Origin of the sequence: Cryobacterium sp. M25 (assembly GCF_002929635.1) — a bacterium.
GTDB classification, from domain to species: Bacteria; Actinomycetota; Actinomycetes; order Actinomycetales; family Microbacteriaceae; genus Cryobacterium; species Cryobacterium sandaracinum.
This window is the reverse complement of sequence record NZ_PJJU01000046.1, coordinates 1-26,142: the sequence shown is the minus strand read 5'-3', so window position 1 is coordinate 26,142 and position 26,142 is coordinate 1. Positions and strand designations below refer to the sequence as shown.

Genomic DNA, 26,142 nt, shown 5'->3' with positions numbered 1-26,142 from the left:
GGAGGCTCCAGCTACCACGGGGGCGAGCGAACACGGTGCGCAACGAGACCCGTTTGGTGTACTAGACCGACCTTCGAACTCGGGCTGGCGCGCCGGCCGCTGTGGCGTCGGGGTTGTAGGTGATGGTGTCGAGGTTGTATTCGAAGTAGACGAACTGGTCACGGGGGGCAGTGGGATGCCAACGGCCGTCGCCGCGGGTGGCGAGTCGCCGGGTGCCGAAAGCTCGGTAGTCGCTCACGGGTGTCGACCAGAGTTGAGGGGTGAAGGTGGAGCCGTCCGGGGTGGTGCTCATCCGGTCGTCGGAGATGAAGTCGACGAGGTCGCCGTCGCAGAAGGTCAGGTCGGCGGTCACGGTCTGCGCACCGTTGGTGAAAACCCCGCGGACATGGCTGTCGTCGAGGGGCTGCCAGACGATTGGGGCGTCAATGAGCGCCGCGGGGGCGAGGATGCAGAGGTCGTTGAACAGTGTCACGGTTTCGGCCCGATCCATCTCCGGCCCTGCAGCATTTGCCATCGGCAGCATCGAGCACAGCTTGACGCGCATGGTGGCGGTGCGCCCGACGAGGACGTGGAGGACGTCGACCGGCAGGCCGAACATCGTGGCGTCCATCCAGAACAACCGGCTGGGCGCGGGCCCGTAGGTGTTGACCTGCTCGCCGGTGTAAGTCATCCATCGCGACGTGGCGCTGGCACGTATCCGGCCGTGAATATTGGCGCGCAGGGAAGACACCCGGGGTTGACCGACTGCCCCGGAGCGACGGACGTGCTCGGCGACCAGCCCTGGCAGGTGGGCCAGGTTGGCTTCGGTCACGGCTACGCCGGAGCGCGGTTGGGCTTCGCTGAGCGCGGCCTGGACGCGACGGAAATCTGGGGGCACCTCTGTTGCCACTACGCGATCCGCACGCTCATGGTTGAGGCCGCCCAGCATGCTCGCCGTGACCCCGACCGGGTCTCTTTCGTTGCCGCACTCCGCATCGCCCGCCGTTCCGTGGCCCAGGGCGCTTTTTCCCCCTCCGCAGCCTGACCACGCCAAAGCGGTCTGGCGCCATGCCATCCTCGCCCTCGTCCGGCGCCTGAACCCGGCGCGACGACGGCGATCACACCCTCGCGTCATCAAACGCAAGGTCTCGAAGTGGCCCGCCAAACGCTTCCACCACGCGCACTGGCCACAACCCCTCCATGAGCCAGAAATCCCCACTCAAACGCTTAAATGAACGGTATTGAGGCTAAGCGGAGGAGGAACCGGCGAGAGAGAGAATTCAATTTTGAGTCGTCCTCAGTCGTGGCTGGCAGGCTCTGTTTCGGGGCCCGCCGAGTGCCGGGCAAGCACGTAGAGCAGGTCGGAGAGCCGGTTGAGGTAATGCCGCGCGTCGTCGCTGACCGGATGCCCGACCACACCGGCCCGCACCGTGTGCCGCTCGGCCCGCCGCACCACCGTTCTGGCCAGATCGATGGCGGCCTCGGTGGGCGTCGACCCGGGGATGAGGAAAACCGGCCGCAGCGGCCGGGCGGTCACCAGCCCGTCGATGATTCCCTCCAGCTCCGTGACCATGTCCGGAACGACCAGCGATACGCGCGGGACGAGGCGGTCGCGGTGAGCCGGGTTCACGACCAGATCGGCTGCGACGACGAACAAATCGCGCTGCACGCGGAACAGGATCGCGGCATGCTCGGGCTCGGCGCATCCCGCTCGCGCCAGACCGAGGGCAGACACCGCTTCGTCGATGTCGCCGACCGCGTCCATGAGTTCATCACCCTTGGAGACCCTGCCGCCATGAAGCATCCCGGTGCTGCCGGCGTCGCCGGTTCTGGTGTAGATTCTTGCCATTTCGTGGCCTCCCGTTGATCGCCGGACTAGGTTGACGAAGCTGGGCCGGTACCGGACAATTCCATCGTTTCATGCATTCGCGTGCCGGTGCGGCTGTCTGCCGTCGGTGCGCGGGTGCCCGGCCACCGTTGGGATGCTGCACACCGCGCGGAACATCACCCCCCTATCGACGTGGTTGCGCCGCGGGGCTCAGATTTTCCCCTTCAGCAGCGCAACCTCTTTCGGTGGGGTTCTGATGCGGGCCGTCGTCCTGGCCGGCGGCGTCGCGGCATTGATCGGGCGGCCTGTGCGTGCAGCCCTGCTCCGCACCGCCAGGCGGGCTTTTTTCTGCCGCACTGCCCGTCGAGGACACGCCCGAGCCGAAGCAGAAAAACACAATCACTACATGTAGTGGTTCACTGAGGAGTTGACACCCACTGGTAGTAATATGGCATTCGGGTGTCGTGAGTGGGGAGCGAACGTGAGCAGCAGGAATCAGAACGCCGAAGCCGGGTCTGACGGAAGCGATCAGGGTGCGCATAGTGCCGGACTGGCCATCGAGCGCCACTTCAGCACGCCCGGGGTCCACCCGTACGACGAGGTGGTCTGGGAGCTTCGCGATGTCGTGCAGACGAACTGGAAGAATGGCGAAACCGTCTTCGAGCAGAAGGGTGTCGAGTTCCCGGACACCTGGTCGGCGAACGCCTCCACCATTGTGAGCACGAAGTACTTTCGCGGGGCCATCGGGTCGCCCGAGCGGGAGTCCAGCCTCAAGCAGCTGATCGACCGGGTGGTCACGCAGTATGTGGTTGCCGGGTCGGCGAACGGGTACTTCGCCGGGGACGGCGACGCGGAGGTCTTCGGTGCGGAACTGACCTGGCTGCTCCTGCATCAGGTCTTCTCGTTCAACTCCCCGGTGTGGTTCAACGTCGGGACGCCATCGCCGCAGCAGGTCAGCGCCTGCTTCATCCTCTCGGTCGAGGACACAATGGAGTCCATTCTCGGCTGGTACCGCGATGAGGGGATGATCTTCAAGGGCGGTTCTGGGGCGGGGGTGAACCTGTCCCAACTGCGTTCCTCCAAAGAGCTGCTCTCCTCCGGCGGAACGGCCAGTGGGCCCGTCTCGTTCATGCGCGGCGCCGATGCCAGCGCGGGAACGATCAAGTCCGGCGGGGCGACCCGGCGTGCTGCCAAAATGGTGGTGCTCGACGTGGATCACCCGGACATCGTGGAATTCATCGAGGCCAAGTCGAGGGAGGAAGGCAAAATCCGTGCTCTGCGGGATGCCGGCTACGACATGGACCTCGGCGGTGCGGACATGGCGAGCGTGCAGTACCAGAACGCCAACAACACCGTTCGGGTCAGTGACGAGTTCATGCGAGCCGTGGAAAACGGCACCAGCTTCTCCCTCACCTCCCGGCAGGACGGAAGCGAGATCGAGTCAGTGCACGGACCGGGCCTGTTCCGTCAACTCGCCCAAGCGGCGTGGGACTGCGCCGACCCGGGAATCCAGTACGACGACACCATCAACGACTGGCATACCAATCCCGAATCGGGTCGGATCACGGCGTCGAATCCCTGCTCGGAGTACATGTCGCTCGACAACTCGTCCTGCAACCTGGCCTCGCTCAATCTGCTCAAGTTTCTGCGCGCCGACGCCGTCCCGGGGGAGGACGTGTTCGACACGGATGCCTTCGTTCGGGCGGTCGAGCTGATCACCACGGCGATGGACATCTCGATCTGCTTCGCCGACTTCCCGACGCCGGCCATCGGTGAGACGACCCGCGCGTTCCGCCAGCTGGGCATCGGCTACGCCAACCTCGGTGCTCTCCTGATGGCCGCCGGTCACGCCTACGATTCCGAGTCGGGCAGGGCCGTGGCCGCCGGGATCACCTCCCTGATGACCGGAACCGCCTACCGGCGTTCGGCCGAGCTGGCCGGAGTGGTTGGCCCGTACGAGGGCTTCGCGCGCAATGCGGAGGCCCACACGAGAGTCATGCGCAAGCACGAGGCAGCCGACATCGCCCTGCAGACCTCGGGTGGCATGAGCGGCGAGATCCATGATCGGGCGTCGGCGGCCTGGCAGCAGGCCCTGATGTTGGGGGAGGTGTCCGGCTGGCGAAACGCGCAAGCCAGTGTTCTCGCTCCCACCGGCACGATCGGCTTCATGATGGACTGTGACACCACGGGAATCGAACCGGATTTCTCACTGGTGAAGTTCAAGAAGCTGGTGGGTGGCGGCTCCATGCAGATCGTCAACCAGACCGTGCCCCGAGCGCTGCGCGGCCTGGGGTACCCGCAGGAGGCCGCCGAGGCGATCGTCGAACACATCGCCCTGCACGGACAGGTCATCGGTGCCCCCGGGCTCGAACCGGAACACTACGCGATCTTCGACTGCGCCATGGGAAAGAGGGCCATCGCGCCGATGGGCCACGTGCGCATGATGGCCGCGGTTCAGCCGTTCCTCTCCGGAGCCATCTCCAAAACCGTCAACCTCCCGCAGAGCGCAACGGTCGACGAAGTGGAGGAGGTCTACTTCCAGGGCTGGAAGCTCGGGCTCAAGGCGGTGGCCATTTACCGCGACAACTGCAAGGTCGGTCAGCCCCTATCGGACGGCAAGGCCGCCCCGGCGTCCGTGCCGGTTGTGCAGCCCGCGTCGCCGATCCGGCGGCGACTCCCGAAGTCCCGCACGTCGATCACCACGTCCTTCGCCGTCGCCGGCGCCGAGGGGCATCTCACGGCGGGGTTGTACCCCAACGACGAACTCGGCGAGATCTTCCTCCGGCTGGGCAAACAGGGTTCTACTCTGTCCGGGGTCATGGACGCATTCTCCATCGCGGTCTCGATCGGCCTGCAGTACGGGGTGCCGCTGCCGACCTACGTCGAGAAGTTCACCAATCTGCGCTTCGAACCGGCGGGGATGACCGATGACCCGGACATCCGGATGGCGCAGTCGATGATGGACTACATTTTCCGCCGCCTGGCCCTGGACCACCTGCCGTTCGCCACGCGCTCGTCGATGGGGATCTTCACGACCGCCGAGCGCGTTTCCCAGCTCGATGCGGGTGGCTCTGAAGCAACGGAAACGGCGCCACCGAGCCAGGTGGTGCCTCCGGCCCAGCCGCCTGCAGGGGCGACTCGAGCGGTGCATTCCTCGGCGGAACTACTCGAGGCTCAGCAGGGTCTCAGCCTGGATTCGCCGCTGTGCATGTCGTGCGGCACCGCCATGCGTCCGTCCGGTTCGTGCTATGTCTGCGAAAGCTGTGGCAGCACGAGCGGCTGCAGCTGAGGCCCATCGCTGCCTGACGGCGGTGGGCTGTCGGCGCCGATCTTCGACATCGTGCCCAAGGGCCTCACCATTCGCGGTTCGAACGGGGGCACCCGCCGTGACCTTCTCGAAGCCATGATTTTCCACTACCGTGAAGTGTTCCACCCGGCTGTCGCCACTGGCCGCCTCGAGGAGCTGACCGACGTCCTCGACGAGATGCGCCAGGGCAGGATCGACGATCGGGTCGTCATCACGGACTCGGCGCACCCGCTGCCGATGCGGCGCCGGACGGGGGGCTCGCCGTCGTCAACTGGATGACGGCCAGCGCGGACCGAGCGTGGACCGCGGCCTCGGCGGCGGTCACCGGTTCGAGCAGCCCGAGCAGCCGCCGCCGGTAGTCTTCGCCCAGCAGCAGTGCGTAGAGCTGCTCGGCACGGGCAGCGGCCGCCTGGCCGTGCTCGGCCCGAATGTGGTCTGCGAGGCGCGCGATGTGGCGCATGTCGCCGTTGTCGTGCAGCCGTCGGGCGAGTTCGGGAAAACGCAGCGACTCGGCGATCACGAGGCGGTGTAGTCCGATCATCTGGGCCGAGTGCAACCCGTACACGATACGCGCGGCGAGTGATTCCAGCGTCTCCGGACGGACAGGCTCGCCACTGACGTTCGCGGCGAGGCGTCGCTGCATCTCGGTGAAGACGCCATCCTTGTCGCCGAAGTAGGTGTAGATGGTGCGCTTGGTGACGCGGGCCGCGGCGGCAATCCGGTCCACCGTCGCCTTGCCGAAGCCATATTCGAGGAAGACCGGCAACGCGGCGTCGAGGATCTGGCCTCGACGCTCGACGCGCCCCGCCTCCGTGGGTCGGCCGCGCTTGCGAACCGGGCTCGCTGGGGTCGCTGAGTCCATGTCCGGCCCTTCGGATCTTCAAAAAAACGTTTAACGCAAACGTACTCTCGGATGTAGAATGAAACTAATTCGTATCATTAAAATTCGATGCGACTCTTCGATCTCCGACCTCACGAAGGCCGAGCAGGGAGTTCTTTCATGACCACTCGACCGCGTACATCCGTGGCGACCCAGTCCCGACCAACCACTTCCCCGGGTCGGCCGACCCCGGGCGCAAAACCCGATGTCTCCCCGGCCGACCGGGAACTCTTGACCGGGTTCTACCGCCAGATGATGCTCATCCGCCGGTTCGAAGAGCGAGCCGCACGGGCCTACACGCAAGCGCTGATCGGCGGCTACTGCCACCTGAATCTCGGCGAGGAGGCTGCGGTCGTCGGGCTCATGTCCGCGCTCCGCCCGAGCGATTACCTCTTCACCAACTACCGCGAGCATGGCTACGCGATCACCCGCGGCATCCACCCCAACCGGGTGATGGCCGAACTGTACGGCCGATCCGACGGGGTGTCCAAGGGGTGGGGCGGCTCGATGCACATGTTCGACCTCGAGAAGCGGATGCTGGGCGGCTACGGCATCGTCGGCGGCCAGATCCCGCTGGCGACGGGGGCCGCCCTGGCCATCGACTACCGCGCCGGCGACGAGATCGTGCTGTGCACGATGGGCGATGGCACCACGAACATCGGAGCATTCCACGAGTCTCTGAACATCGCGTCTCTCTGGAACCTTCCGATCGTCTACGTCATCATCAACAACAGGCTGGGAATGGCCACGACGGTAGACAAGGCTTCGGCTGAGCCGGACCTCTACAAGCGCGCATCCGCGTACCGGATGGCGTCGGAACGCGTCGATGGGCTCGATCCCGTCGCCGTGTTCGAGGCCGCCCAGCGTGCCGTTGCTCAGGCTCGCAGCGGTAAGCCCTTCCTGCTCGAGGTCGTGACGGAACGACTGCGTGGGCACTCCGTCGTCGACCCGGCCAAGTACCGCTCCGACGAGGAGATGTCCCTGGTCAAGGAACGAGACCCGGTGCACACCTTCGCCGGCAAGCTGGTCGCGGACGGTCTGCTCGACGAGCAGGAACTGGCGAAGATCGACGAGGAAGTAACCCTTCAGGCAACCGAGGCGGCGGCGTTCGCCGAGAACAGCCCGTTCCCGAATGTGTCGACCCTGTTCGACTACACCTACGCCACAGCCGTGGCCAATGACTCCCATCGGTTGCCCGGGCAGCCTCTGTTCGAGCCGGCACCGATCCCCGACTACGGAGTCAACCAATGAGCATCATGACCTATCGCCAGGCACTGCACGACACGCTGCGTTCCGAGATGCTGCGTGACGAGAATGTGTTCCTGATGGGTGAGGAGATCGGTCTCTTCGAAGGCGCGTACAAGATCACCGCGGGCATGCTCGACGAGTTCGGCGAGAAGCGCGTGCGGGACACCTCGATCGCCGAAGAGGGTTTCACCGGTGCCGCCATCGGCGCCGCGATGCTCGGGCTCCGCCCCGTGGTCGAGATCATGACCATCAACTTCTCCCTGCTCGCGCTCGACCAGATCGTGAACCACGCCGCCAAGATCTACGGCATGTTCGGTGGACAGGCCCGAGTGCCTCTCGTCATCCGCACGCCGGGTGGCGGCGGACAGCAGCTGGGTGCGACCCACTCGCAGAACATCGAGCTCTTCTACGCCTTCGTCCCCGGGATGAAGGTCGTCGCACCCAGCACGCCGGCCGACGCCAAGGCGCTTCTGATCGCGGCGATCCGGGACGATGACCCCGTGCTGTTCCTGGAAAACCTGTCGCTCTACAACATCAAGGGCGAGGTGCCTGACGGCGACGTGTCGGCCGAAATCGGCAAGGCTGCCGTCACCCGCAAGGGAAGCGACATCACCCTGATCGGCTATTCACGGATGGCCCACGTCGCGTCGCAGGTCGCGGCGCAGCTCGCGGAATCGGACGGCCTCGACATCGAGGTCATCGACCTGCGCAGTCTGCGTCCGCTGGACCGCGAAACGGTTGTGGAGTCCGTCAAGAAGACGCACGCCGCCGTCATCCTCGAGGATGACTGGCTGACCTATGGAATCGGCGCTGAAATCGCGGCCACGATTTCCGACGGCGCCTTCGACTACCTGGACGCGCCCGTTCGACGCGTCGCGATGGCAGAGGTGCCGCTGCCGTACTCAAAACCTTTGGAGACGGCCGCGTTGCCGTCGGCGGAGGACGTCATCGGCGCCATCCGGCAGACCCTCGACGCCGTCGGTCGCCGCCGCTACCCGATGGGTGAAAAATCATGATCGAAATCACAATGCCCCGCCTCTCCGACACGATGGAGGAAGGCGCGATCGCGATCTGGCACAAGCAGCCCGGTGACCGGGTCGAGGTCGGGGACCTGCTCGTCGAGATCGAGACCGATAAGGCCACGATGGAGTACGAAGCCTACGAGGCCGGCACACTCTCGGAGCATCTCGTGGCAGAGGGGAAGCTGGTCTCCATCGGCGAGCCCATCGCACTGCTGGACGACGGCAAGCCGAGTGTCATGCCGGGGGCGACGCCGGCCGCCGCTGCCGACGCACCGGCGGCTGCGCCGGCGGCTGCGCCGGCGGCCGAGGCCGCACCGGCAGTTCCTCCGACCGATGGCAATGCGGACGGGAACGCCGCCGGGCGCGGTGAGCGCCTCTTCGCGTCACCGCTGGTGCGCAAGCTCGCGCGGGAAAACCATCTCGACCTGAGCCAGGTGCGCGGCACGGGCCCCGGCGGCCGCATCATCCGCTCGGATACCGACGCACTGCTCGCCCAGGCGCCCGCGCCCGGTGGCGACTTTGCCGTCCCCAACGCGACCGTGGTCGCTCCGAGCGCGGCAGCCGCCGGACCCTCACCGGACACCCTCGACAAGCGCGCGTCCGAGGCGATCCCGCTGAGCAACATGCGCCGCATCATCGCGCGGCGGCTGGGTGAGAGCGCCCGCACCATTCCGCACTTCTTCGTCACCGCCGCGGCCGACGCCGAGAACCTCGTGCAGTTGCGCACCGAGCTGAACGCGCAACTCGTTCAGGCCGGTCGGCCGAAGGTGAGCATCAACGACCTGCTGATTCGGGCGAGCGCGCTCGCCCTCCGCGAGCACCCCGAGGTCAACGCGTCCTACATCGACGACGCGAGCGTCGAGATGCTGGTGCACCACCGCGTCAACATCGGTGTGGCTGTCGCCTCGGGCAACGGCCTCGTGGTTCCCGTGATCGAGGACGCGGACCAGAAGACCGTCAGCCAGCTCGGTACGGAAGCCAAGCAGCTCGTCTCCCTGGCCAACGCCAAGAAGCTCACAGCCGGCCAGATGTCGGGCGGCACGTTCACCATCAGCAACCTCGGCATGTTCGGTGTGGAGCAGTTCACCGCGATCATCAACCCGCCCGAAGGGGCGATCCTGGCCGTCGGCGGCACCGCCCGCGAGGCTGTCGTGGTCGGGGACGAGATCGTTGCCCGGCACAGGATGCGCTATACCCTGTCGGCGGACCACCGGATCATCGACGGCGCTGTGGCCGCACAGTTCCTGCAAACGCTGACCCGTCTGATCGAGAACCCGTGGACGATCATCGCCTGATCACCGGCACGGGGATCGCTGCGCGCCTGTCGCGGCGGTCCTCGATCTGGCGTTCTAGCCCTTCTTGGCAACGGTCATCAGGACCGTGGAATCTACGACCGCCTCAAGGCTGTGCCGTGCGTCCGGAACGATCAGGAAATCACCGGCGCGCCCCTCCCAGACGTCGTCGCCGGCTCTTAGCCGCACGCGCCCGCTGAGGACATAGACCGTCGCCTCACCCGGATTCTCATGCTCGCTCAGGGAGATCCCGGCCAGCAGCGCAATGACGGTTTGACGCATCACCTTCTCGTGGCCGCCGAAGACCGTTCCGGCTGCGCGACCACTGGTGCCGGCTGCGGCTGCCTTCAGGTGTTCGCGGGCGAACGCCTCGATCGAAATTTTCTGCACGGGTCGGTTCTCACTTTCTCGGTCGGTCGGTGACTGCGGGCTCAACGTTCAGGTGCCGCGGGTCAGGGGATCCACGAAACAGTCCACCTGCCCGCAGCGGCTGGCGGACCATCGCGGTGAACACGACCAACCACACCACGAGAGCCACCCAGAGTGAGACGGTCCCGATCTGCCCGACCAGTGGAAGGTCATCGGCCTGGCCCAGGTAGATTCCGGCGACCGCGTACATCCCGACAGGAAATGCGATGCTCCACAGCGTCGCTTCGTAGCGCAGTGGCACTCGGTGTGTGACGTGACGCCAGAACCCCACCGCGATGAGCACGGGGATGAGCCAGGTGGCGAACGCCCAGAACATGACGGAGACGCCCGCAACGAGCCCCCGGGTCGCGGTCACCATTGGGGCGTCCGCCATTTCGACGATGCGGGCACCGGCCAGCACCGTGATCGCGCACGCGCCCATGGACACCCAGTAGGGCGGGTCCAACTGCTCAGGCCGGATGTCATAGAGCACCAACCGTAAGGATACGAAAACACCCGCGGCTCCGTAGAGGAAGATGCCCACCGACCAGGACAAGATCGCGAGGACTGCGAGCAGTGCCCTGGCATCGCCCGACACGGGCTCCAACGAGGCTGCCACGACGGCGACCGACTGGCTGGCGACGACCCAGATGAACCAGGTCCCGTTCGCGGCGTTGAGCACGGGGCGCACGCTGCGACCCAGGACCGCGAACCACGGGAGAGCGTAGCCGAGCAACAGCCAGGTGATTCCGGACACCCCGAGGAGAACCGTCGCCAGGCCGAACCAGCCCTCGATGGCGAGACGGGCAGCCAGGACGTTGGTGCCGGCGACGAAAGTGAAGAACTGGAATCCGCGGTGGGGATCGTGCATGTCCGCAAGGAAGGCCGCGGAAAAGGCGATGAGCCGCCACCCGGTGAGCGCCACGAGAATCAGGTAGGCCCCGGCACACACAACCATAAGGATGAAGCTGAGCGTCTGGACGCCGATCAGGTGCATCCCGACCGAGATGATCCCCGTGGCCATGACCAACGCGAAGTAGCCCGGCGGCATCCCGCGGACAGCGGCACTCACACGCACACCGCTGTTAGACGTCACCCTGACAGGCTAGCGCGCCGGCGCTCCGGCGCGCCGACAACCGCATGGTGCGGACGCTGTTACGCGCTGACGAGCATCCGTTCGATCACGGAGGTGAAGAAGGTGATCCCGTCGGTGCCGCTGCGCATGGCGTCGACGGTGTCGGGGCCGAAGCCCGGCTCGACCGCGTGCTCGGGGTGCGGCATCAGGCCGACGACGTTGCCGCGCATGTTACTGATGCCGGCGATGTCGTTGAGCGAGCCGTTCGGGTTCATGCCGACGTAGCGCACGACCACGCGGCCCTCACCCTCGAGGCGCTCGAGCGTGTCGGCGGAGGCGATGAAGCCGCCCTCGCCGTTCTTGAGCGGGATGGTGATCTCCTGGCCGGCCGCGAAACCGCCGGTCCAGTCGGTGAGGGCGCTCTCGACGCGCAATCTCTGGTCGCGGCAGATGAACGAGCCGTGGTCGTTGCGAATCAGGCCGCCCTCGAGCAGGTGCGCCTCGGTCAGCATCTGGAAGCCGTTGCAGACACCGAGTACGGGCATGCCGCCGTTGGCCGCGCTGATGACCTCGGCCATGATCGGAGAGAGGCTCGCGATGGCGCCGCAGCGCAGGTAGTCGCCGTAGCTGAAGCCGCCGGGCAGTACGAGCGCGTCCACGCCGTGCAGGTCGTGCTCGCCGTGCCAGAGGGCGACGGGCTCTGCGCCGGCCAGGCGGATCGCGCGCGCGGCGTCGCGATCGTCGAGCGAACCGGGGAACGTGACGACGCCGATGCGCATCAGTGGGTCTCTCCGGCGGGTGCCTCCAGCACGTGGATGCCGATGACATCCTCGATCACCGTGTTGGACAGTACGGTGTCGGCGAGTTCTTGCACCTCGGCGAGCACGGCGTCGTCGACGTGGCCGTCGATGGTGAGTTCAAACCGCTTGCCCAGGCGAACGCTGGTGAAACGGGTCTTGCCGAGGCGACCCAGGGCGCCGGCGACGGCCTTCCCCTGCGGGTCGAGCAGCTCGGCCTTGGGCATAACTTCTACGACGATTGTTGGCATAGCTCACTCCGGAGGCGTCGGGGGGTGGATTCCACGATCCTACAGGCCGACCCCCGGGCCGCCGAGCGCACCGGCCAGGCCGGTGCCCAGGCCGGTGCCGAGACCACCGTTGGCTCCGCCGGCAAGCCCGCTCTGCCCGAGCAGCACACCGCGCAGCACGTCCCGGATCGCCGCGACCCCCTCGAAGGTCTCGACGAAGCTTGTGCTCAGCGGGGACAGGCCGATGCGCAGTGCGTCGGGCGTGCGGAAATCGGGGATCACATCGTGCTCCCACAGAATCTGCGTCACCTGTCGCATGGCGGGGTGGTTCACGGTCACGTGACCGCCGCGGTGCGTGGGCTCTCGCGGCGACGACACAGTCACGCCCATCGGGGCAAGCCAGGCATCCACGAGGGTCAGCGCGAACTCGGTCAGTGCCACCGACTTGGCGCGCACCTGGTCGATGCCCGCCTCCTCGATCATCGCGAGCGAATCCTGCAGGGCCAGCATCCCCACGATCGGCGGGGTTCCGCTCATGAAACGACGGATGCCGTCGGCCGGCACATACCCCGGGCCCATCGTGAAGACATCCTTCGTTCCCATCCAGCCCTGAATCGGCTGGGTGAGAACGTCTTGCAGGTCGCTGCGCACATAGGCGAACGCGGGGGCGCCGGGGCCGCCGTTCAGGTATTTGTAGGAGCAGCCGACGGCCAGGTCCACGTCGCACAGGTCGAGTTCGACCACCACGGAGCCGACCGAGTGGCTGAGGTCCCAGAGCACGAGGCCGCCCGCGGCGTGCACCACCGCGGTGATCTCGCGCATATCGGCAAGGAAACCGGAGCGGTAGGCCACGTGGCTGAGCAGCACGAGCGCCGTCTGCGGGCCCACGGCCTGCCGCACCTGCTCCACTGTGACGCCGCTCGCGGGGTCGGAGTGGATCCAGTGCAGCGTCATGCCACGTTCGGCCGCGATGCCCTCGAGCAGGTAGCGGTCGGTGGGGAAGTTGTCGGTGTCCAGCACGATCTCGGTGCGCGTCGGCTCCGCGTCGACGCGGAGGTAGTCGACGGCCGCCCGCGCCAACTTGTAGAGCAGCACGGTGGTCGAGTCGCCGACGAAGGCCTGGCCGGGCGCGGCCCCGAGGGCGGCGCGGCCGATGTCGTCGCCGATTTTCAGCGGAAGGTCCAGCCAGGCCTCGTCCCAGCCGCGGATCAGGCGGGTGCCCCAGTCGTGGGTGAGGAACTCGGTGATGCGGGCCACGCTGGCCCGGGTGGGCCGGCCGAGGGAGTTGCCGTCGAGGTAGGCGACGAGGCTCGGGGTGTGCCCGGTCGCGCCGGTCGCGCTGTCGGGTTCGATGCCGACGAACTGCCGTCGGTAGTGCCCGAGCCCGTCGATGCGGTCCATCCGGCGGGCGAAGGCGAGCTGGGCATCCTGGCTGCCGTTGCCGGCGGGGCTGGTGTCGGTGTGGGGGGTCATCTGGATTCCTCGAGGTCGAACGGATGATGGGCAGCCATCTCTCGCAGCGATGCGCGCTTCCCGGGGACTCGCCGACACCGTGCCGCGCTGGCAGTATCCCACCCACGCGGGTGGCCGCGCGACTGCGGGAAGCGCGGACGGCCGCGCGGCGGCGGATGCGGTCGGGGGTGCGCTCAGGAATCCGGCGGGTCGAGGGTGCTGAGGTCGCCGAGGTCGCCCAGGTCGGCCGGGCTGATCGCCCGGGCGGTGCCGAGCCAGGCGCTGAACGCGGCCGGGTCGGCCGGGCGCTTGCCACGCAGCACCGTGACCAGGCGCTCGGTGCCTGTTGGGCCGCGCAGCACGGTCCGGAAGCCGCCGAGGTTTCCCATGGTCAGGCTCCGCAGCACGTCGTCGCCGCTCAGGCCGGCGCCGAGCAGCGCGTTGATCTCCCGCCGGTTCAGCCCGAGCGGCAGCGGGCCGTTGCCGAGGTCGGTGCCGTAGAGCACCTGTCCGCCGGCCCGGTGGAAGCGGCGCAGATTGTCGACCGCGCGATCGAAGTCGTCGGTCGGCTCGCCCCAGCCGTGGATGTCGAGGGTGCTGATCCATGCCATCCGCCCGGCCATGGCCGCAATCACCTCGTCGCCCAGCCGCTCGCTGAACGGCGTGTGCGCCAGGGCGTCCACCCCGGCCTCGAACGCGCGGAGCGCCTGGCCGGCCCCCTCGGCATGGGCGAGAACGGGGGCCCCGCGATCGTGGGCGTGCCCGACTATGGCCGCGAGAACCGCGCGCGGCAGCACTGGCCCGGCATCGCCGTTCAGCGTGACCTTGATCACGGATGCCCCGAGCGCCAGCTGGTCGTCGACGGCGGCCGCGGCATCCGTTGCCTGGGCCACGAAGCGCACGCTGCCTGCCGGGGCCCAGGACCGTTCGCTCGGGTAGCCGCCCGGCGCGGCGAGGAACTGCCCCGCGAACACGGTCTCGGGAAGGACCGCGCTCGCGGGACGCCCCGCTCGCTGTGGCTCTCCCGCGCCCACCTCCACCCGCCGAGGTCGAGCACCCGGGTCGGACTCGACCGGAAGCGTCGACCTCGGCGGCGTCCACCCGCCGAGGTCGAGCACGCGGGCGATGCCGGCCGCGGTGAGCGGGGCCGGGTCGATCAGCGCGAGGTGCACATGCGCATCGAGGAAGCCCGGGAGCACGGTCCTGCCGACCGTCCTGCCCGGCACCGATCCGCCTGGCACCGGTCCGCACGGCACCGGTTCGCCTGGCACCGATCCGCCTGGCCGGCCGCCGGTCATCCGTGCCTCATGTGCCGAGTTCGGTGCGCACGGCGAACAACTCGGGGAAGAAGGTCAGCTCGAGCGCCTTCTGCAGGAAGGCGGCCCCGCTCGACCCACCGGTACCGGTCTTCATGCCGATGATGCGCTGCACGGTCTTGAGGTGACGGAACCGCCAGAGCTGGAAGTTGTCCTCCAGGTCGACGAGTTCCTCGCAGGCCTCGTAGGCACCCCAGTGCTCGCCCGCGTTCTCGTAGATCCCGCGAAAGGTGGCCACGAGTTCCGGATGCAGCACCCATGCCTCCGTCACGTCGCGCTCCAGCACGGATGCCGGGATAGCGAACCCCTGCCGGTGCAGGTAGCGCAGGAACTCGTCATAAATGCTGGGGGCCGCAAGCATCTCGGAGAGGAGCGCGTGAGCATCCGGATCGCTCTCGAACACGCTCAGCATGCGCCGGTTCTTGTTGCCGAGCGCGAACTCGACGGCCCGGTACTGATACGACTGGAACCCGGACGAGTTGCCCAGGAAATGCCGGAACTCGGCGTATTCGCTGGGCGTGAGCGTGGCTAGCACCGACCACTGCTCGGTCAGGGTGCGCTGGATGTGCTTGACCCGGGCGATGCATTTGAGGGCCGGGGCGATCTGGTCCTGGCGCAGGAACGCGGTCGCGGCGCGCAGCTCGTGCAGCACGAGCTTCAGCCAGAGCTCGGTGGTCTGGTGCTGGATGATGAACAGAAGCTCGTCGTGGTGCTCGGGTGAGCTGACCGGCTTCTGCGCACCGAGCAGGGTGTCCAGATCGAGGTAGGAGCCGTAACTCAACCGCTCCCGGAAATCCGTCACGATCTCGGGATCGAACTCGCGGGTGTTGTGCTCGACCGACATGGTGCTCCGTTTCGTTCGGGTGCTGACTGCATTGTGCGGGACAGCCCCGGCCCGGCGCAACTGGCTGACACCTGCCAGGGGGAGGCGTGGAGGTGAGCCTCCGCGATGCCAAGGTTCGGGACCTAGACTCAGGGTCATGACTTCGCCCGAATCGACCCCGCAGGATGGGGCGCAGCCTCGACGGCGTGACGCCCGGCAGAACCGTGAGCGTCTCCTCGTTGAGGCGCGGGCACTGATCGCGGTGCACGGCGTTGACGCTTCGCTGGAGGAGATCGCCCGCCGCGCCGACGTGGGCGTGGCCACGCTGTACCGCAATTTTTCCACCCGGGACGACCTCGTCAGGGCCCTGCACGACATCTCCCTCGCCGAGCTGGCCTCGGTGCGCGACGAGATCGCGGCTGCCCCCACCGCGTGGGACGGCATCGTCGTCTACACCGAACGCGTCGCCGAGTGGCTCGTCGCCGACCCGTCGCTGCCGCCCATCCTCAAGCGCATGGAGACGGTCGACCCGGCGCGCGGCAAGGCGGCCTCGTTCAAAGCGGTGCTGTCGGCCCTCGTCACGCAGGCCAAACGCGACGGCGACCTCCGAACGGATGTCGATGCGGTCGACCTCGCGGTCCTCGTCACCATGGTGGGCTCGCTCGGCACCCTCGGCGGCGGTTACACCGGCCAGTGGCGGCGCCAGCTGTCGATCGTGCTCGACGGGCTGCGGGCCGTCGACTGTGGCCGGCCCAAGCTGCCGGGACGTCCGCTGGGAGCCAAGGAATACCAGGCGGCCGTGCACGGCCTGAGCCGCCGTGCCACCCGGGCGGCCTCCCGCGGCACGGGTGCGGCGCCGGGAGCCGGCGCTGCGCCCGGAGCCGGCGCATAGGACATCTGCGTTCGGCGTCGGCGGGGTGCGCCGCGCTGACGCCGTGCGCTGACGCCGTGCGCTGACGCCGTGCGGGCCGCGGGCTACTTCGTGCGCACCACGATCTGGTTGCCCCACGGGTCGTCGAAGCCGAGGGTCTGCCCGTCGTGACGGGTCTGCACGCCGAAGTGGGACATCCGTTCGTTGAGGGCACCGATGTCGTCGGTGCCCGGCAGGATGATATCGACCTCGCCGAGCCCGAGGGCCAGTCGGCGCTTGCCGGCGCCGGCGCTGTTCCAGGTGTTCATGGCCATGTGGTGGTGGTAGCCGCCGGCCGAGACGAACAGGGCCTGGCCACCGAGGGTCGCCGTCGCCTCGAAGCCGAGGCGGTCCACGTAGAACTCGCGGGCCGTGCCCACGTCGCCGACGGAAAGGTGCACGTGCCCGACGATGGCGTTGCCGACCGACGGATGCGCCTGACCGTCCCGGGTCAGGTGCTCGCCGATGAAGGTGTTCGGGTCGAGGTAGAGGGTGGCCATCTCGACCTGGCCGTGGGTCCAGCTCCACTCGGTGCGGTCGCGGTCCCAGTACAGCTCGATGCCGTTGCCCTCCGGGTCGGTAAAGTAGAAGGCCTGGCTGACCAGGTGATCGGCACTGCCGGTGAACGATCCCGGATGCGTGGTGCCCACCGAGTAGACGGCCGCGGCGAGCTGCGCCTGCGTATCGAAGAGGATGGCGGTGTGGAACAGCCCGCTCGAGCGGGGCTCGGCGGCGGCCAGCTCCGGGGCGTGCTGCAGAACAACGATCGGTGTGGTTCCGCGCCCGAGCACGGCGACCGGCCCCTCGTGGCTCTGCAGCTCGAGGGTCACCGCGTCGCGGTAATACGTGATCATGGCGTCGAGGTCGCCCACCCGCAGGGTCACCGCGCCCATGCCGGTGGATGCGGGCAGCAGGTCGTTCGCAAATCGATTCACACTGGCCCCAACGGATGATCCGGGCCCGGTATTCCGGTCGTGCGCCGCGCGGCGGGGGCTAACTCAGGAGATCCGGCGGCACGGTCGCGATCGGACACCATCCGCCGCGGAAACAGTGGCCCCGGGGACGGCCTTGGTCGGGATCTCCTGAGTTAGCCACAGATTGGAGTCGGGAGGTGGAGTCGGGAGTTGTAGGGGGATCGGGAGTCGGAAGCGGGTCGGAGCGCAGAACGCGACCCGGCAGTCCGGGCGCTCGCTACTGCTCGTCTTCGTGGAGCTGGATCAGGTTGCCGCAGGTGTCGTCGAAGATGACGGAGGTGCCGTAGGCATCCGTGCTGGGGGCGCCGGCGAACTGAACGCCCAGGGTGCGGAGTCGCTCGTACTCGGCCTGCACATCCGGTGTGCCGAACACGATGGCCGGCAGCCCGAGGCTGCGGATGCCCTGAGCGTACTTCTGGGAGACCTTGTTGTCGCTCGGCTCGAGGAGGAGGCCGACCCCGTCGGGGTCTTCCGGGGACTTCACGATGTACAGCTGGTGCTCCGGCATGGACATCAGCTTCTCGAATCCGAGCACGGACGTGTAGAAGTCGAACGCGGCGGACGGATCGTTCACGTGGACGCTGCACATCTTGATTCGCATGGCCGGAGCGTATCAGTTTGCGGCCCGTGGCCGCCGGGCCGTGACGCCCCGCGACGGCACGCCCGGCTGCGGGGAAGCCCAGCGACGGTGCGGTGCCCGCGTAGAAACGCGGGCCACCGCGGACTCGCCTACGCCGCGCCGCCGCGCCTACGCCGCGCCGGCCGCGCCTACGTCTCGCCGGCCGCGGAAGCCGCGTGCGTCAGCCGCGCCAGCAGTTCCAGGTAACGGGCCGCGGTCTGCCCGATGATCTCCGCCGGAAGCGCCGGCGGTGTGCCGGTCAGGTCCCAGTTGGCCGCGAGCCAGTCGCGAACGATCTGCTTGTCGAAACTGGCCATCCGTTGTTCCGGTGTCGTGCCGGACTGCCAGAGCGAGGCGTCCCAATAGCGGCTCGAGTCGCTGGTGAGCACCTCGTCGGCGACCGTGATGGCGCCCGTGAGTCGGTCGGCTCCGAACTCGAATTTCGTGTCGGCCAGGATGACCCCGGCTTTCTCGGCGATCGCCGAGGCGTGGCCGAAGATCTCCAGTGACAGGCGGCGCAGCTCGTCGGCAACGGATGCCCCGACCAGCTCCACCGTGCGCTCGAACGAGATGTTCTCATCGTGCTCGCCCAGCGGGGCCTTCCACGCCGGGGTGAAGATGGGTTCGGGCAGGCGGTCGCCGTTCTTCAAGCCGGCAGGCAGTTGGATGCCGCACACCGTCTGGGTGGACTGGTATTCCTCCCAGCCCGATCCGGTCAGGTACCCGCGCACGACGCACTCGATCGGGAACATGTCGAGGGTCTTGCAGAGCATGGCGCGCCCGGCAACGGCGGACGGGAGCAGGCTGGTCACAGCCCCGTTGACGGTGTGGTCCGGCACGAGGTGGTTGGGGAAGCCCACGAGCTGGTCGAACCACCAGAGGCTGAGAGTGGTGAGCAGTTCGCCCTTGCCCGGAATGCCGGGCTCGAGAACGTGGTCGAACGCGCTGACGCGGTCGCTGGCGACCACGAGCACGCGTGCGGCGGTCGCGAGGTCGGCCGCGGCATCCGGAACATAGAGGTCGCGCACCTTGCCCGAGTAGGCGTGACGCCATCCCGGCAGGTCGGGCAGAGCGGATGCGGCGGGCTGGTCTAGTGCGGTCACGGCTATATTCTTGCGCACCGGCCGGTGCCCGCGCCAACGCGGGGCCGGCGTGGGGGCTGCCGCGCTCGTGCCGGGCTCGTGCCGCCCGCGGCGTGCCGCACTTCCGCGCCGAGGATCCCGGGGGGAGGGGCTAACTCAGGAGATTTGCGCTGCCGGTGTCATTCGGCCTGGTGTTCTCGGGTGTTCTCAGCGCTCGCCGAATGGATCTCCTGAGTTGGCCACGGAAATGGCGGGCGGCGACAGCTCAGCCGGGCCAGTGAGACGAGGGTTCGGCGGGCTCGGCGGGCTCGGCGGGTTTACCGGGCACAGCGGGCGACGCGGGCGGCGATGTCGGTGCGGAACTGGCAACCCTCAAGCGTGATCAGGGTGAGCGCCTCGTAGGCGCGGGCGCGGGCATCCGTAAGGCCGTCGCCGACCGCGACGACGCTGAGCACGCGTCCGCCGGTGGACACGAGGGTGTCGTCGACGACGGCCGTCGCCGCATGCGCAATACTGACGCCGGGCACAGCGGATGCCGCGGCCAGGCCGGTGAGAGCGCGTCCGGTGACCGGCGCATCCGGATAGTTCTCGCTCGCGAGCACGACCGTGACGCAGGCGTCAGCCGAGAATACCGGGCGGGCCAGGCCGCCGAGGCCGCCGGTGGAGGCCGCGAGCAGCAGACCCGACAGCGGCGTGACCAGGCGCGGCAGAACCACCTGGGTCTCCGGGTCGCCGAACCGGGCGTTGAATTCGATCACCCGGATGCCCTCGGTCGTGAGAATGAGGCCGCAGTAGAGCAGACCGATGAAGGGAGTGTCCTCGGCGGCGAGCTTGCGCACCGTGGGCAACGCGATCGTTTCGATGACCTCGTCTACGAAAGCCTGTTCACTGCCGAATTCGGCGTCGAGCCAGGGCAGCGGCGAATAGGCGCCCATGCCGCCGGTGTTCGGGCCGAGGTCACCGTCACCGAGGCGTTTGTAGTCCTGGGCGGGGGAGAGCGGCAGCACGCTGTTGCCGTCGCTGAGCAGGAAGAGGGAGACCTCCTGCCCGTCCAGGAATTCTTCGATCAGCACGCTGCCGTGCTGAAGCCAGTAGATGGCATGGTTGATCGCGGCCGTACGGTCCACGGTGACGAGCACGCCCTTGCCGGCGGCGAGGCCGTCGGCCTTCACCACGTAGGGCGCCCCGAACTCGTCGAGTGCGGACGTGGCTTCGGCGAGCGACCCGGCGCGTTCGGCGCGTCCGGTGGGCACGCCCGCGGCATCCATGATGCGTTTGGCGAATGTTTTGCTGCCTTCGAGGGCGGCTGCGGCCCGGTCCGGACCGAATACCGGGATGCCCCGGGTGCGCAGCGCATCGGCGACCCCGGCGACGAGCGGCGCCTCCGGCCCCACCACGACGAGCTCGATGCCGTTGAGGTTCGCGTAGTTCGTGACCTGCTCGGGGTCGGCCGGGTCGAGCGGAATCACCGGCACATCCCGGGCGATGCCGGCATTGCCTGGCGCCGCCACGATGTCGTGGCGCGGCTCCTCGCGGAGCAGCGCGGTGATGATGGCGTGCTCGCGGGCACCGGAACCGAGGACCAGAATCTTCACCCCGTCAGATTAGCGGATGCCGCGTAGCCCCGCGCGGGCGGCGGACAGCGGGTACTGGCGCAAGAGCGCTGCGCCCATGCTGCGCCGATACGCGCATGGTGTGCCAGGCGCGCAGCGGCGCAGCATGCTCGCGAGGTGGGCTGGCGGCGCAAGGAGCGGGCGGCCGGCACGGACCGCAGACAGGAGGCAGACTGGTGGCGTGGCACGAGCGAGAATTGACGACGGCGTGGGGCGCGCGGCGGTGCGCGAATACGCGGCGCAGCAGGGTGAGGCGAGCCGGGACATCCGTGCCCTGGCGGTTCGGTACACGCTGCAGCTGCTCGCCGAGAAGGCAACCGGCAACACACTCGAGGTTCGCGTGCCGCCGTTCGGGGCCGTGCAGTGCATCGCCGGTCCGCGCCACACCCGCGGCACACCGCCGAACGTCATTGAGACGGATGCCCCCACCTGGCTCGCCCTCGCCACCGGAACGCTCTCGTGGGCTGATGGCATCGCATCCGGTCGCATCGCCGCCTCCGGCCAGCGCGCCGACCTGGTCGGGCACCTGCCGCTTCTCTGACGCCTCCCACCTCCGTCTCGGACGCGACTCCCCCTTTCCTCCCTCGTGAGTTTTCCCCGTCGTTTTGGTTCGGTGGCAGCATCATCCGATCACAACATTTAGCGACTAAACTAATTCTTATGACAGTGATTGCTTTGTTCGGTGCGACCGGTAAGACCGGTCATCGCGTGCTGACGCGCGCTCTTGCCGCGGGATGCGAGGTGCGGGCTCTGGTGCGTGATCCGGCCAAGCTCGTCACCACGTCGCCGGCTCTGACGGTTATTCGCGGTGACGTGTTGGACGCGGATGCCGTGGATCAGGCGGTGGCGGGGTCAGACGCCGTGCTCAGCCTGTTCGGGCAGGTCAAGGGGTCGCCGCCGACGCTGCAGGCCGAGGGCAACCAGCTCATCGTGGACGCCATGGGGCGGCACGAAGTAAAGCGGATCGTCACCCTGTCGGGCGGTGGGCTATCCGCTCCACTGGACCGGCCCGGGCCCGCAGACCGCGTCATCAGGTTCTTGCTGAAGACCCTGTCCGGGCATGTTCTCGCCGACGCGGAGCAGCACCTTCGGGTGCTCGAGGCGTCCGGGTTGGAGTGGACGGTCGTTCGTGGTCCGCGGTTGACCGAGAAGCCGGGTGCTGGAACCTACCGGGTGGGATGGGTGGGCGTTAATGCGAGCACCCAGATCAGTCGAGATGATCTCGCGGACTTCATCCTCACCCAGGTGGAGGATCGCACCTTCATCGGGCAGATGCCGTTTATCAGCGCATGACACAATCGGCGCACCTGCTCACCTCGCACCGGTCCAGGCAGATGGGGGAGGTCCTGGCGGCGGTCGTTCGTCTGTCGCGGTCGATCGCGAGCCCGCGATCGACTCCGTTCGGCAGCACGGTCCTCACACGCACCCAGCTGGATGTCCTCTTCGTCCTCGCTCACGCGCAGGACTCTGTCTCTCCGGGCCGGCTTGCCGCACTGTTGCACGTCACACCGGGGGCCATCACCCAACTCGTCGACCAATTGCGCGAGCATGACCTGGTCGAGCAGTTCGCATCCGACCAGGACGGACGGGTGCGGCTCCTCAGGCTCACCGGATTCGCGCGTTCCCAGGTCGAGGCGTTCGAAACTCTCGCGATAGAACGCTCCGCACCATGGTTCGACACGCTGACCGATGACGCACTGACCGAACTCGCTGGACTGCTCGCACAGGTCAAGGGATCCTGAGAGGTGCGGTCATTGTGACAGGCGCGACCGGGGCGGTCGGCTCGGCCTAGTGGATCGTCCACCGGCCGCCGCGGTGATCGCCGAACGCTGAACTTCCGTGTTCGCGGAAGTCCACCGCGCCACCCTGACGGGCCGCCGCGGCTGCCGCACGACGAGGTCCATGTTCGCGCTCCCGCGTACCGCAATCCCATTCATCCGGACAGGCTGGCATCCGCCGGGCAGAGCCAACACACAGCCGCAGGACCGATCTGGCGTGCGAGAATGAACACGTGATCTCAGACCAACAGCCCGAGCAGCAGTCCGATTCCGGCGCCGGTGAGAGTGCCGGCGAATCGATCGTCGACAAGTCCACCGTTACCGTGCGGCGCTCGCCCCGCTTCTTCAACTTCATGCTCCTCGGCGCCCTGATCGGTGCGATCGCGGCCCTGGTTCTCACGGTCGTGTTTCCCGAGAACGCCGAGTTCGGGGCTACCCAGGTCTTCGGATTCCTGTTGCTCGCGTTCCTCACGCTGGGCGTCGCCGTGGGTGCCGTCGTCGCCATCATCATCGACCGTGTCATCTCCCGCCGCGGGAAGACGGTCGTCGTCGATAGAGTGGCAGCTGTCGGTCCGAGCGATTCCGAGTCTCCGGATGCCGTATCCGACTCGTCGAATTCTGATCGGGACTAGCTCAACCCGCCCTTCCCAACAACACGGCTCACCGGACCGAAGCGGAGAAGCTCCCGGTCACCCCACAACTCTCAGCACACATTTCCCCGAGCACTGATAGTAGAAGAGGCACCGATTTGGCTGGCGGCGACGGACTTTTAGGCCATGATCTACTCCCCGGAGAGAAGGGGCCGCAAGATGCCTGCGGCGTTTTCGGCGTCTGGGCTCCCGGTGAAGAGGTGGCTAAGCTCAGCTATTTCGGCCTCTATGCCCTGCAGCACCGGGGCCAGGAATCGGCCGGGATCGCCACGAGTGACGGCTCGAAGATCCTGATCTACAAGGACATGGGCCTGGTCTCCCAGGTCTTCAACGAGGCCGCGCTGAGCACACTGATCGGCCACATCGCCGTCGGGCACACCCGCTACTCGACCACCGGGTCGTCCAGCTGGCAGAATGCCCAGCCCACCCTGGGCCGCACCTCGGGCGGCACGGTCGCCCTCGGCCACAACGGCAACCTCACCAACACGGCCGAGCTCCTGCAGCTCGTGCACGAACGCTACTTGAAGGTGGAGGGCGAGCTCGCCCGCGGCAACACCACCGACACCGCAGTGATCACCGCCCTCTTCACCGGCGATCTCGACCACACCCTCGAAGCCACGGCGCTCGAGGTTCTGCCGCGTCTGCGCGGCGCTTTCAGCCTCGTCTTCATGGACGAGACCACCCTCTACGCCGCCCGCGACCCGCAGGGGGTGCGCCCGCTGGTGCTCGGCCGCCTCGAGCGTGGCTGGGTGGTCGCATCCGAAACCGCCGCCCTCGACATCGTGGGCGCCAGCTTCGTGCGCGAGGTCGAGCCGGGCGAGCTCATCACCATCGACGAGGACGGCCTGCGCACGCAGCGCTTCGCCGAAGCGAAGCCCGCCGGCTGCGTGTTCGAGTACGTCTACCTGGCCCGGCCCGACACCACTATCGCCGGCCGCGGCGTGCACGAGGCGCGGGTCGAGATGGGCCGTCGCCTCGCCCAGGAGTACCCCGTCGAGGCCGACCTCGTCATCCCGACCCCCGAGTCCGGCACGCCGGCCGCGATCGGGTACGCGCAGGCATCCGGAATTCCGTTCGGCCAGGGTCTGGTGAAGAACTCCTACGTGGGGCGCACCTTCATCCAGCCGTCGGAGACCATCCGCCAGCGGGGAATCAAGCTCAAGCTCAACCCGCTCAAGGCCGTGATCAAGGGCAAACGGCTGATCGTCGTCGACGACTCGATCGTGCGCGGCAACACCCAGCGTGCCCTGGTCAGCATGCTGCGGGAGGCCGGTGCGGCCGAGGTGCACGTGCGCATCTCGAGCCCGCCGATCACCTGGCCCTGCTTCTACGGCATCGACTTCGCCTCCCGCGCGGAACTGATCGCGACCGGCCTCGGCGTCGACGAGGTGCGCCAGGCCATCGGCGCCGACTCGCTCGGGTACCTCTCACCGGAGGGCATGATCGCCGCGACCGAGCAGCCGCCCGAACGCCTATGCACGGCCTGCTTCACCGGGGTCTATCCGATCCCGCTGCCCGACTCAGCACACCTGGGCAAGAACCTGTTGGAACGTCCGGCCGCCGCCTCGAACGGATGCGACCCGGGTCCCGACTCGGAATTCGAGCCTCTGCTCGCCCCCACCTCACTGCGCCAGGAAGCACTGCGCGAAGAATCCCTGGTCAAAAAGGGTAAGCCCCCGATCGGCGACCCAGGAAGACAAGAATGAGCAACGCATCCTATGCGGCGGCCGGAGTGGACACCACGGCCGGCGACCTCGCCGTCTCCCTGATGAAGGAGGCCGTGTCGAACACGCACGGTCCCGAGGTGCTCGGCGGGTTCGGCGGTTTTGCCGGCCTCTACGACGTCTCCTTCCTCACCGGCTACACGCGCCCGCTGCTGGCCACGTCAACGGATGGCGTCGGCACCAAGGTCGCGATCGCCCAGGCCATCGACAAGCACGACACGATCGGCCAGGACCTTGTGGGCATGGTCGTCGACGACATCATCGTCGTCGGGGCCCGCCCGCTCTTCATGACCGACTACATCGCTTGCGGCAAGGTCGTCCCCGAGCGGATCGCGGACATCGTCGCGGGCATCGCCCGCGCCTGCGCCGCCACCGGCACCGCACTCGTCGGCGGCGAGACCGCCGAACACCCCGGCCTCCTCGGCGTGGACGACTACGACGTGGCCGGCGCCGCCACCGGCGTGGTGGAAGCCGACCAGGTGCTCGGCGCGGAGAAGGTCCGCCACGGCGACGTCGTCGTGGCGCTGGCCTCTTCCGGCCTGCACTCCAACGGCTACTCGCTCGTGCGGCACATCCTCGCCAACCGCGGCATCGGCTACACCGACACGTCCGCCGATTTCGGCGGCGTGGTCGGCGAGGTCCTGCTCGAGCCGACGCGGCTCTACACCGGGCCGCTGCTCGGCGTGATCTCCGACCCGGAGCTCGCCGGCGTCGTGCACTCGCTCAGCCACGTCACCGGCGGCGGCATCGCGGCGAACCTCGCTCGCGTGCTCCCGCTCGGCGCCTGGGTGGAGGTCGACCGGTCCACCTGGTCGCCGTCCCCGGTCTTCCGGGTGCTCAGCGAACTCGCCGGCTCCTCGCTCGAGAGCGCGGAGGGCACCTGGAACCTGGGTGTCGGCATGTTCGCCGTCGTCGCGGCCGAATCGGCGTCATCCGTCATCGCGCGCCTCGCCACCGAGGGAGTGCCGGCCTGGGTGGCCGGCCGTGTGTCGACCGCCCGGCACGACCTCGCGGGCTTTGAGCAGGGTGCCAAGGGCGTGAACGGCGGCGCCGTGCGCCTGGTCGGCGGCTACGCGCTCTAGCAGGCCGCCCGCAGGCCGCCCCGCCGGGCCGCCCGCCGGGCCGCCCGCCGGGC

At 68.0% G+C, this 26,142-nt stretch carries 25 protein-coding genes and 1 pseudogene; 12 read left to right on the top strand and 14 right to left on the bottom strand.

Annotation, left to right across the window (positions count from 1 at the left end; translation table 11 throughout):
• Positions 1 to 61: 61 nt before the first annotated feature.
• A complete protein-coding gene (locus CXY81_RS06130) occupies positions 62 to 928 on the bottom strand; it encodes a DUF6544 family protein (RefSeq protein WP_369828344.1) in 867 nt (288 codons plus the stop codon).
• Here CXY81_RS06130 and CXY81_RS06125 point away from each other — a divergent pair.
• A pseudogene (locus tag CXY81_RS06125) lies at positions 863 to 1,024 on the top strand (IS4 family transposase); the annotation flags it as partial. The gene CXY81_RS06130 and the pseudogene CXY81_RS06125 overlap by 66 nt on opposite strands.
• Positions 1,025 to 1,276: 252 nt before the next feature.
• Here the strand turns inward: CXY81_RS06125 and CXY81_RS06115 are convergent.
• Complete coding sequence (locus tag CXY81_RS06115) at positions 1,277 to 1,828, bottom strand: cob(I)yrinic acid a,c-diamide adenosyltransferase (protein ID WP_104194319.1); 552 nt, start codon at positions 1,826 to 1,828, stop codon at positions 1,277 to 1,279.
• A 460-nt stretch (positions 1,829 to 2,288) separates the two neighbouring features.
• Between CXY81_RS06115 and CXY81_RS06110 the strand changes: the two genes are divergently transcribed.
• On the top strand, positions 2,289 to 5,096 hold the full coding sequence (locus CXY81_RS06110) for a vitamin B12-dependent ribonucleotide reductase (RefSeq protein WP_255408682.1): 2,808 nt from the start codon (positions 2,289 to 2,291) through the stop codon (positions 5,094 to 5,096).
• 229 nt (positions 5,097 to 5,325) lie between these two features.
• On the opposite strand, the gene CXY81_RS06105 is transcribed toward CXY81_RS06110, so the two are convergent.
• Positions 5,326 to 5,976 (bottom strand): TetR/AcrR family transcriptional regulator, encoded by a 651-nt coding sequence (locus tag CXY81_RS06105; protein WP_104194317.1) that lies wholly within the window; start codon positions 5,974 to 5,976, stop codon positions 5,326 to 5,328.
• Positions 5,977 to 6,114: 138 nt separating this feature from the next.
• Between CXY81_RS06105 and pdhA the strand changes: the two genes are divergently transcribed.
• The 3 genes from pdhA to CXY81_RS06090 are packed head-to-tail and all read left to right on the top strand — an operon-like array spanning position 6,115 to position 9,559.
• A complete protein-coding gene (gene pdhA / locus CXY81_RS06100; RefSeq protein ID WP_104169571.1) occupies positions 6,115 to 7,245 on the top strand; it encodes a pyruvate dehydrogenase (acetyl-transferring) E1 component subunit alpha in 1,131 nt (376 codons plus the stop codon).
• Positions 7,242 to 8,258: an alpha-ketoacid dehydrogenase subunit beta gene (locus tag CXY81_RS06095; RefSeq protein WP_104099447.1), complete on the top strand. Its 1,017-nt coding sequence runs from the start codon at positions 7,242 to 7,244 to the stop codon at positions 8,256 to 8,258. The genes pdhA and CXY81_RS06095 overlap by 4 nt, the downstream gene beginning before the upstream one ends.
• Positions 8,255 to 9,559, top strand: a complete 1,305-nt coding sequence (locus CXY81_RS06090) for a dihydrolipoamide acetyltransferase family protein (protein ID WP_199182983.1) — start codon at positions 8,255 to 8,257, stop codon at positions 9,557 to 9,559. Before CXY81_RS06095 ends, CXY81_RS06090 begins: the two co-directional genes overlap by 4 nt.
• Before the next feature lie 54 nt (positions 9,560 to 9,613).
• Here the strand turns inward: CXY81_RS06090 and CXY81_RS06085 are convergent, their stop codons facing one another.
• The 7 genes from CXY81_RS06085 to kynA all read right to left on the bottom strand — a co-directional run bounded on the left by CXY81_RS06085 (position 9,614) and on the right by kynA (position 15,678).
• A complete protein-coding gene (locus CXY81_RS06085; RefSeq protein WP_104194316.1) occupies positions 9,614 to 9,946 on the bottom strand; it encodes a cupin domain-containing protein in 333 nt (110 codons plus the stop codon).
• Positions 9,947 to 9,956: 10 nt separating this feature from the next.
• The gene (locus CXY81_RS06080; RefSeq protein WP_104194315.1) at positions 9,957 to 11,060 is read right to left on the bottom strand and encodes a tellurite resistance/C4-dicarboxylate transporter family protein; all 1,104 of its coding nucleotides are present in this window, start codon (positions 11,058 to 11,060) and stop codon (positions 9,957 to 9,959) included.
• Positions 11,061 to 11,119: 59 nt separating this feature from the next.
• Entirely contained in the window at positions 11,120 to 11,818 is a 699-nt protein-coding gene (purQ, locus tag CXY81_RS06075) for a phosphoribosylformylglycinamidine synthase subunit PurQ (protein ID WP_104169573.1), read from the bottom strand.
• A complete protein-coding gene (gene purS, locus CXY81_RS06070; RefSeq protein ID WP_104099452.1) occupies positions 11,818 to 12,087 on the bottom strand; it encodes a phosphoribosylformylglycinamidine synthase subunit PurS in 270 nt (89 codons plus the stop codon). Before purS ends, purQ begins: the two co-directional genes overlap by 1 nt.
• 39 nt (positions 12,088 to 12,126) lie before the next feature.
• Entirely contained in the window at positions 12,127 to 13,539 is a 1,413-nt protein-coding gene (locus tag CXY81_RS06065; protein WP_104194314.1) for an aminotransferase class V-fold PLP-dependent enzyme, read from the bottom strand.
• 173 nt (positions 13,540 to 13,712) lie between these two features.
• The gene (locus CXY81_RS06060; RefSeq protein WP_146067632.1) at positions 13,713 to 14,744 is read right to left on the bottom strand and encodes an amidohydrolase; all 1,032 of its coding nucleotides are present in this window, start codon (positions 14,742 to 14,744) and stop codon (positions 13,713 to 13,715) included.
• A 79-nt stretch (positions 14,745 to 14,823) separates the two neighbouring features.
• Positions 14,824 to 15,678 carry a tryptophan 2,3-dioxygenase gene (kynA, locus tag CXY81_RS06055; RefSeq protein ID WP_104194312.1) on the bottom strand — a complete coding sequence of 285 codons (855 nt, stop codon included), beginning with the start codon at positions 15,676 to 15,678 and terminating at the stop codon, positions 14,824 to 14,826.
• Positions 15,679 to 15,814: 136 nt separating this feature from the next.
• Here kynA and CXY81_RS06050 point away from each other — a divergent pair, with 136 nt between their 5' ends.
• A complete protein-coding gene (locus CXY81_RS06050) occupies positions 15,815 to 16,549 on the top strand; it encodes a TetR/AcrR family transcriptional regulator (RefSeq protein WP_158252013.1) in 735 nt (244 codons plus the stop codon).
• 83 nt (positions 16,550 to 16,632) lie between these two features.
• Here the strand turns inward: CXY81_RS06050 and CXY81_RS06045 are convergent, their stop codons facing one another.
• From CXY81_RS06045 to purD, 4 genes are all read right to left on the bottom strand, one after another.
• Entirely contained in the window at positions 16,633 to 17,460 is an 828-nt protein-coding gene (locus tag CXY81_RS06045; RefSeq protein WP_104169581.1) for a VOC family protein, read from the bottom strand.
• A gap of 298 nt (positions 17,461 to 17,758) precedes the next feature.
• Entirely contained in the window at positions 17,759 to 18,142 is a 384-nt protein-coding gene (locus tag CXY81_RS06040; protein WP_104169578.1) for a VOC family protein, read from the bottom strand.
• A 167-nt stretch (positions 18,143 to 18,309) separates the two neighbouring features.
• Entirely contained in the window at positions 18,310 to 19,230 is a 921-nt protein-coding gene (locus CXY81_RS06035) for a phosphoribosylaminoimidazolesuccinocarboxamide synthase (RefSeq protein WP_104194344.1), read from the bottom strand.
• A gap of 329 nt (positions 19,231 to 19,559) precedes the next feature.
• Positions 19,560 to 20,837: a phosphoribosylamine--glycine ligase gene (purD, locus tag CXY81_RS06030; protein WP_104194311.1), complete on the bottom strand. Its 1,278-nt coding sequence runs from the start codon at positions 20,835 to 20,837 to the stop codon at positions 19,560 to 19,562.
• A gap of 199 nt (positions 20,838 to 21,036) precedes the next feature.
• On the opposite strand from purD, the gene CXY81_RS06025 reads away from it, so the two are divergent.
• The 6 genes from CXY81_RS06025 (at position 21,037) to purM (ending at position 26,089) form a co-directional block, all read left to right on the top strand.
• Positions 21,037 to 21,396, top strand: a complete 360-nt coding sequence (locus CXY81_RS06025; protein WP_104099459.1) for a sterol carrier family protein — start codon at positions 21,037 to 21,039, stop codon at positions 21,394 to 21,396.
• A gap of 119 nt (positions 21,397 to 21,515) precedes the next feature.
• Positions 21,516 to 22,148 carry an NAD(P)-dependent oxidoreductase gene (locus CXY81_RS06020; protein ID WP_104194310.1) on the top strand — a complete coding sequence of 211 codons (633 nt, stop codon included), beginning with the start codon at positions 21,516 to 21,518 and terminating at the stop codon, positions 22,146 to 22,148.
• On the top strand, positions 22,145 to 22,597 hold the full coding sequence (locus CXY81_RS06015; protein ID WP_104194309.1) for a MarR family winged helix-turn-helix transcriptional regulator: 453 nt from the start codon (positions 22,145 to 22,147) through the stop codon (positions 22,595 to 22,597). The genes CXY81_RS06020 and CXY81_RS06015 overlap by 4 nt, the downstream gene beginning before the upstream one ends.
• A gap of 269 nt (positions 22,598 to 22,866) precedes the next feature.
• Entirely contained in the window at positions 22,867 to 23,265 is a 399-nt protein-coding gene (locus CXY81_RS16600; RefSeq protein ID WP_199182980.1) for a hypothetical protein, read from the top strand.
• A 116-nt stretch (positions 23,266 to 23,381) separates the two neighbouring features.
• A complete protein-coding gene (gene purF, locus CXY81_RS06005) occupies positions 23,382 to 24,989 on the top strand; it encodes an amidophosphoribosyltransferase (RefSeq protein ID WP_104194308.1) in 1,608 nt (535 codons plus the stop codon).
• A complete protein-coding gene (gene purM, locus CXY81_RS06000) occupies positions 24,986 to 26,089 on the top strand; it encodes a phosphoribosylformylglycinamidine cyclo-ligase (RefSeq protein WP_104194307.1) in 1,104 nt (367 codons plus the stop codon). Before purF ends, purM begins: the two co-directional genes overlap by 4 nt.
• The last annotated feature ends 53 nt before the right edge of the window (positions 26,090 to 26,142 follow it).

What these genes read in the sequence shown, in the direction of transcription:
- CXY81_RS06130 (WP_369828344.1), bottom strand. Translation starts at nt 928, where the DNA reads ATGCTGGGCGGCCTCAACCATGAGCGTGCGGATCGCGTAGTGGCAACA.
- CXY81_RS06115 (WP_104194319.1), bottom strand. Translation starts at nt 1,828, where the DNA reads ATGGCAAGAATCTACACCAGAACCGGCGACGCCGGCAGCACCGGGATG.
- CXY81_RS06105 (WP_104194317.1), bottom strand. Translation starts at nt 5,976, where the DNA reads ATGGACTCAGCGACCCCAGCGAGCCCGGTTCGCAAGCGCGGCCGACCC.
- pdhA (WP_104169571.1), top strand. Translation starts at nt 6,115, where the DNA reads ATGACCACTCGACCGCGTACATCCGTGGCGACCCAGTCCCGACCAACC.
- CXY81_RS06095 (WP_104099447.1), top strand. Translation starts at nt 7,242, where the DNA reads ATGAGCATCATGACCTATCGCCAGGCACTGCACGACACGCTGCGTTCC.
- CXY81_RS06090 (WP_199182983.1), top strand. Translation starts at nt 8,255, where the DNA reads ATGATCGAAATCACAATGCCCCGCCTCTCCGACACGATGGAGGAAGGC.
- purQ (WP_104169573.1), bottom strand. Translation starts at nt 11,818, where the DNA reads ATGCGCATCGGCGTCGTCACGTTCCCCGGTTCGCTCGACGATCGCGAC.
- purS (WP_104099452.1), bottom strand. Translation starts at nt 12,087, where the DNA reads ATGCCAACAATCGTCGTAGAAGTTATGCCCAAGGCCGAGCTGCTCGAC.
- CXY81_RS06065 (WP_104194314.1), bottom strand. Translation starts at nt 13,539, where the DNA reads ATGACCCCCCACACCGACACCAGCCCCGCCGGCAACGGCAGCCAGGAT.
- kynA (WP_104194312.1), bottom strand. Translation starts at nt 15,678, where the DNA reads ATGTCGGTCGAGCACAACACCCGCGAGTTCGATCCCGAGATCGTGACG.
- CXY81_RS06050 (WP_158252013.1), top strand. Translation starts at nt 15,815, where the DNA reads ATGACTTCGCCCGAATCGACCCCGCAGGATGGGGCGCAGCCTCGACGG.
- CXY81_RS06045 (WP_104169581.1), bottom strand. Translation starts at nt 17,460, where the DNA reads ATGGGCGCGGTGACCCTGCGGGTGGGCGACCTCGACGCCATGATCACG.
- CXY81_RS06040 (WP_104169578.1), bottom strand. Translation starts at nt 18,142, where the DNA reads ATGCGAATCAAGATGTGCAGCGTCCACGTGAACGATCCGTCCGCCGCG.
- CXY81_RS06020 (WP_104194310.1), top strand. Translation starts at nt 21,516, where the DNA reads ATGACAGTGATTGCTTTGTTCGGTGCGACCGGTAAGACCGGTCATCGC.
- CXY81_RS06015 (WP_104194309.1), top strand. Translation starts at nt 22,145, where the DNA reads ATGACACAATCGGCGCACCTGCTCACCTCGCACCGGTCCAGGCAGATG.
- purM (WP_104194307.1), top strand. Translation starts at nt 24,986, where the DNA reads ATGAGCAACGCATCCTATGCGGCGGCCGGAGTGGACACCACGGCCGGC.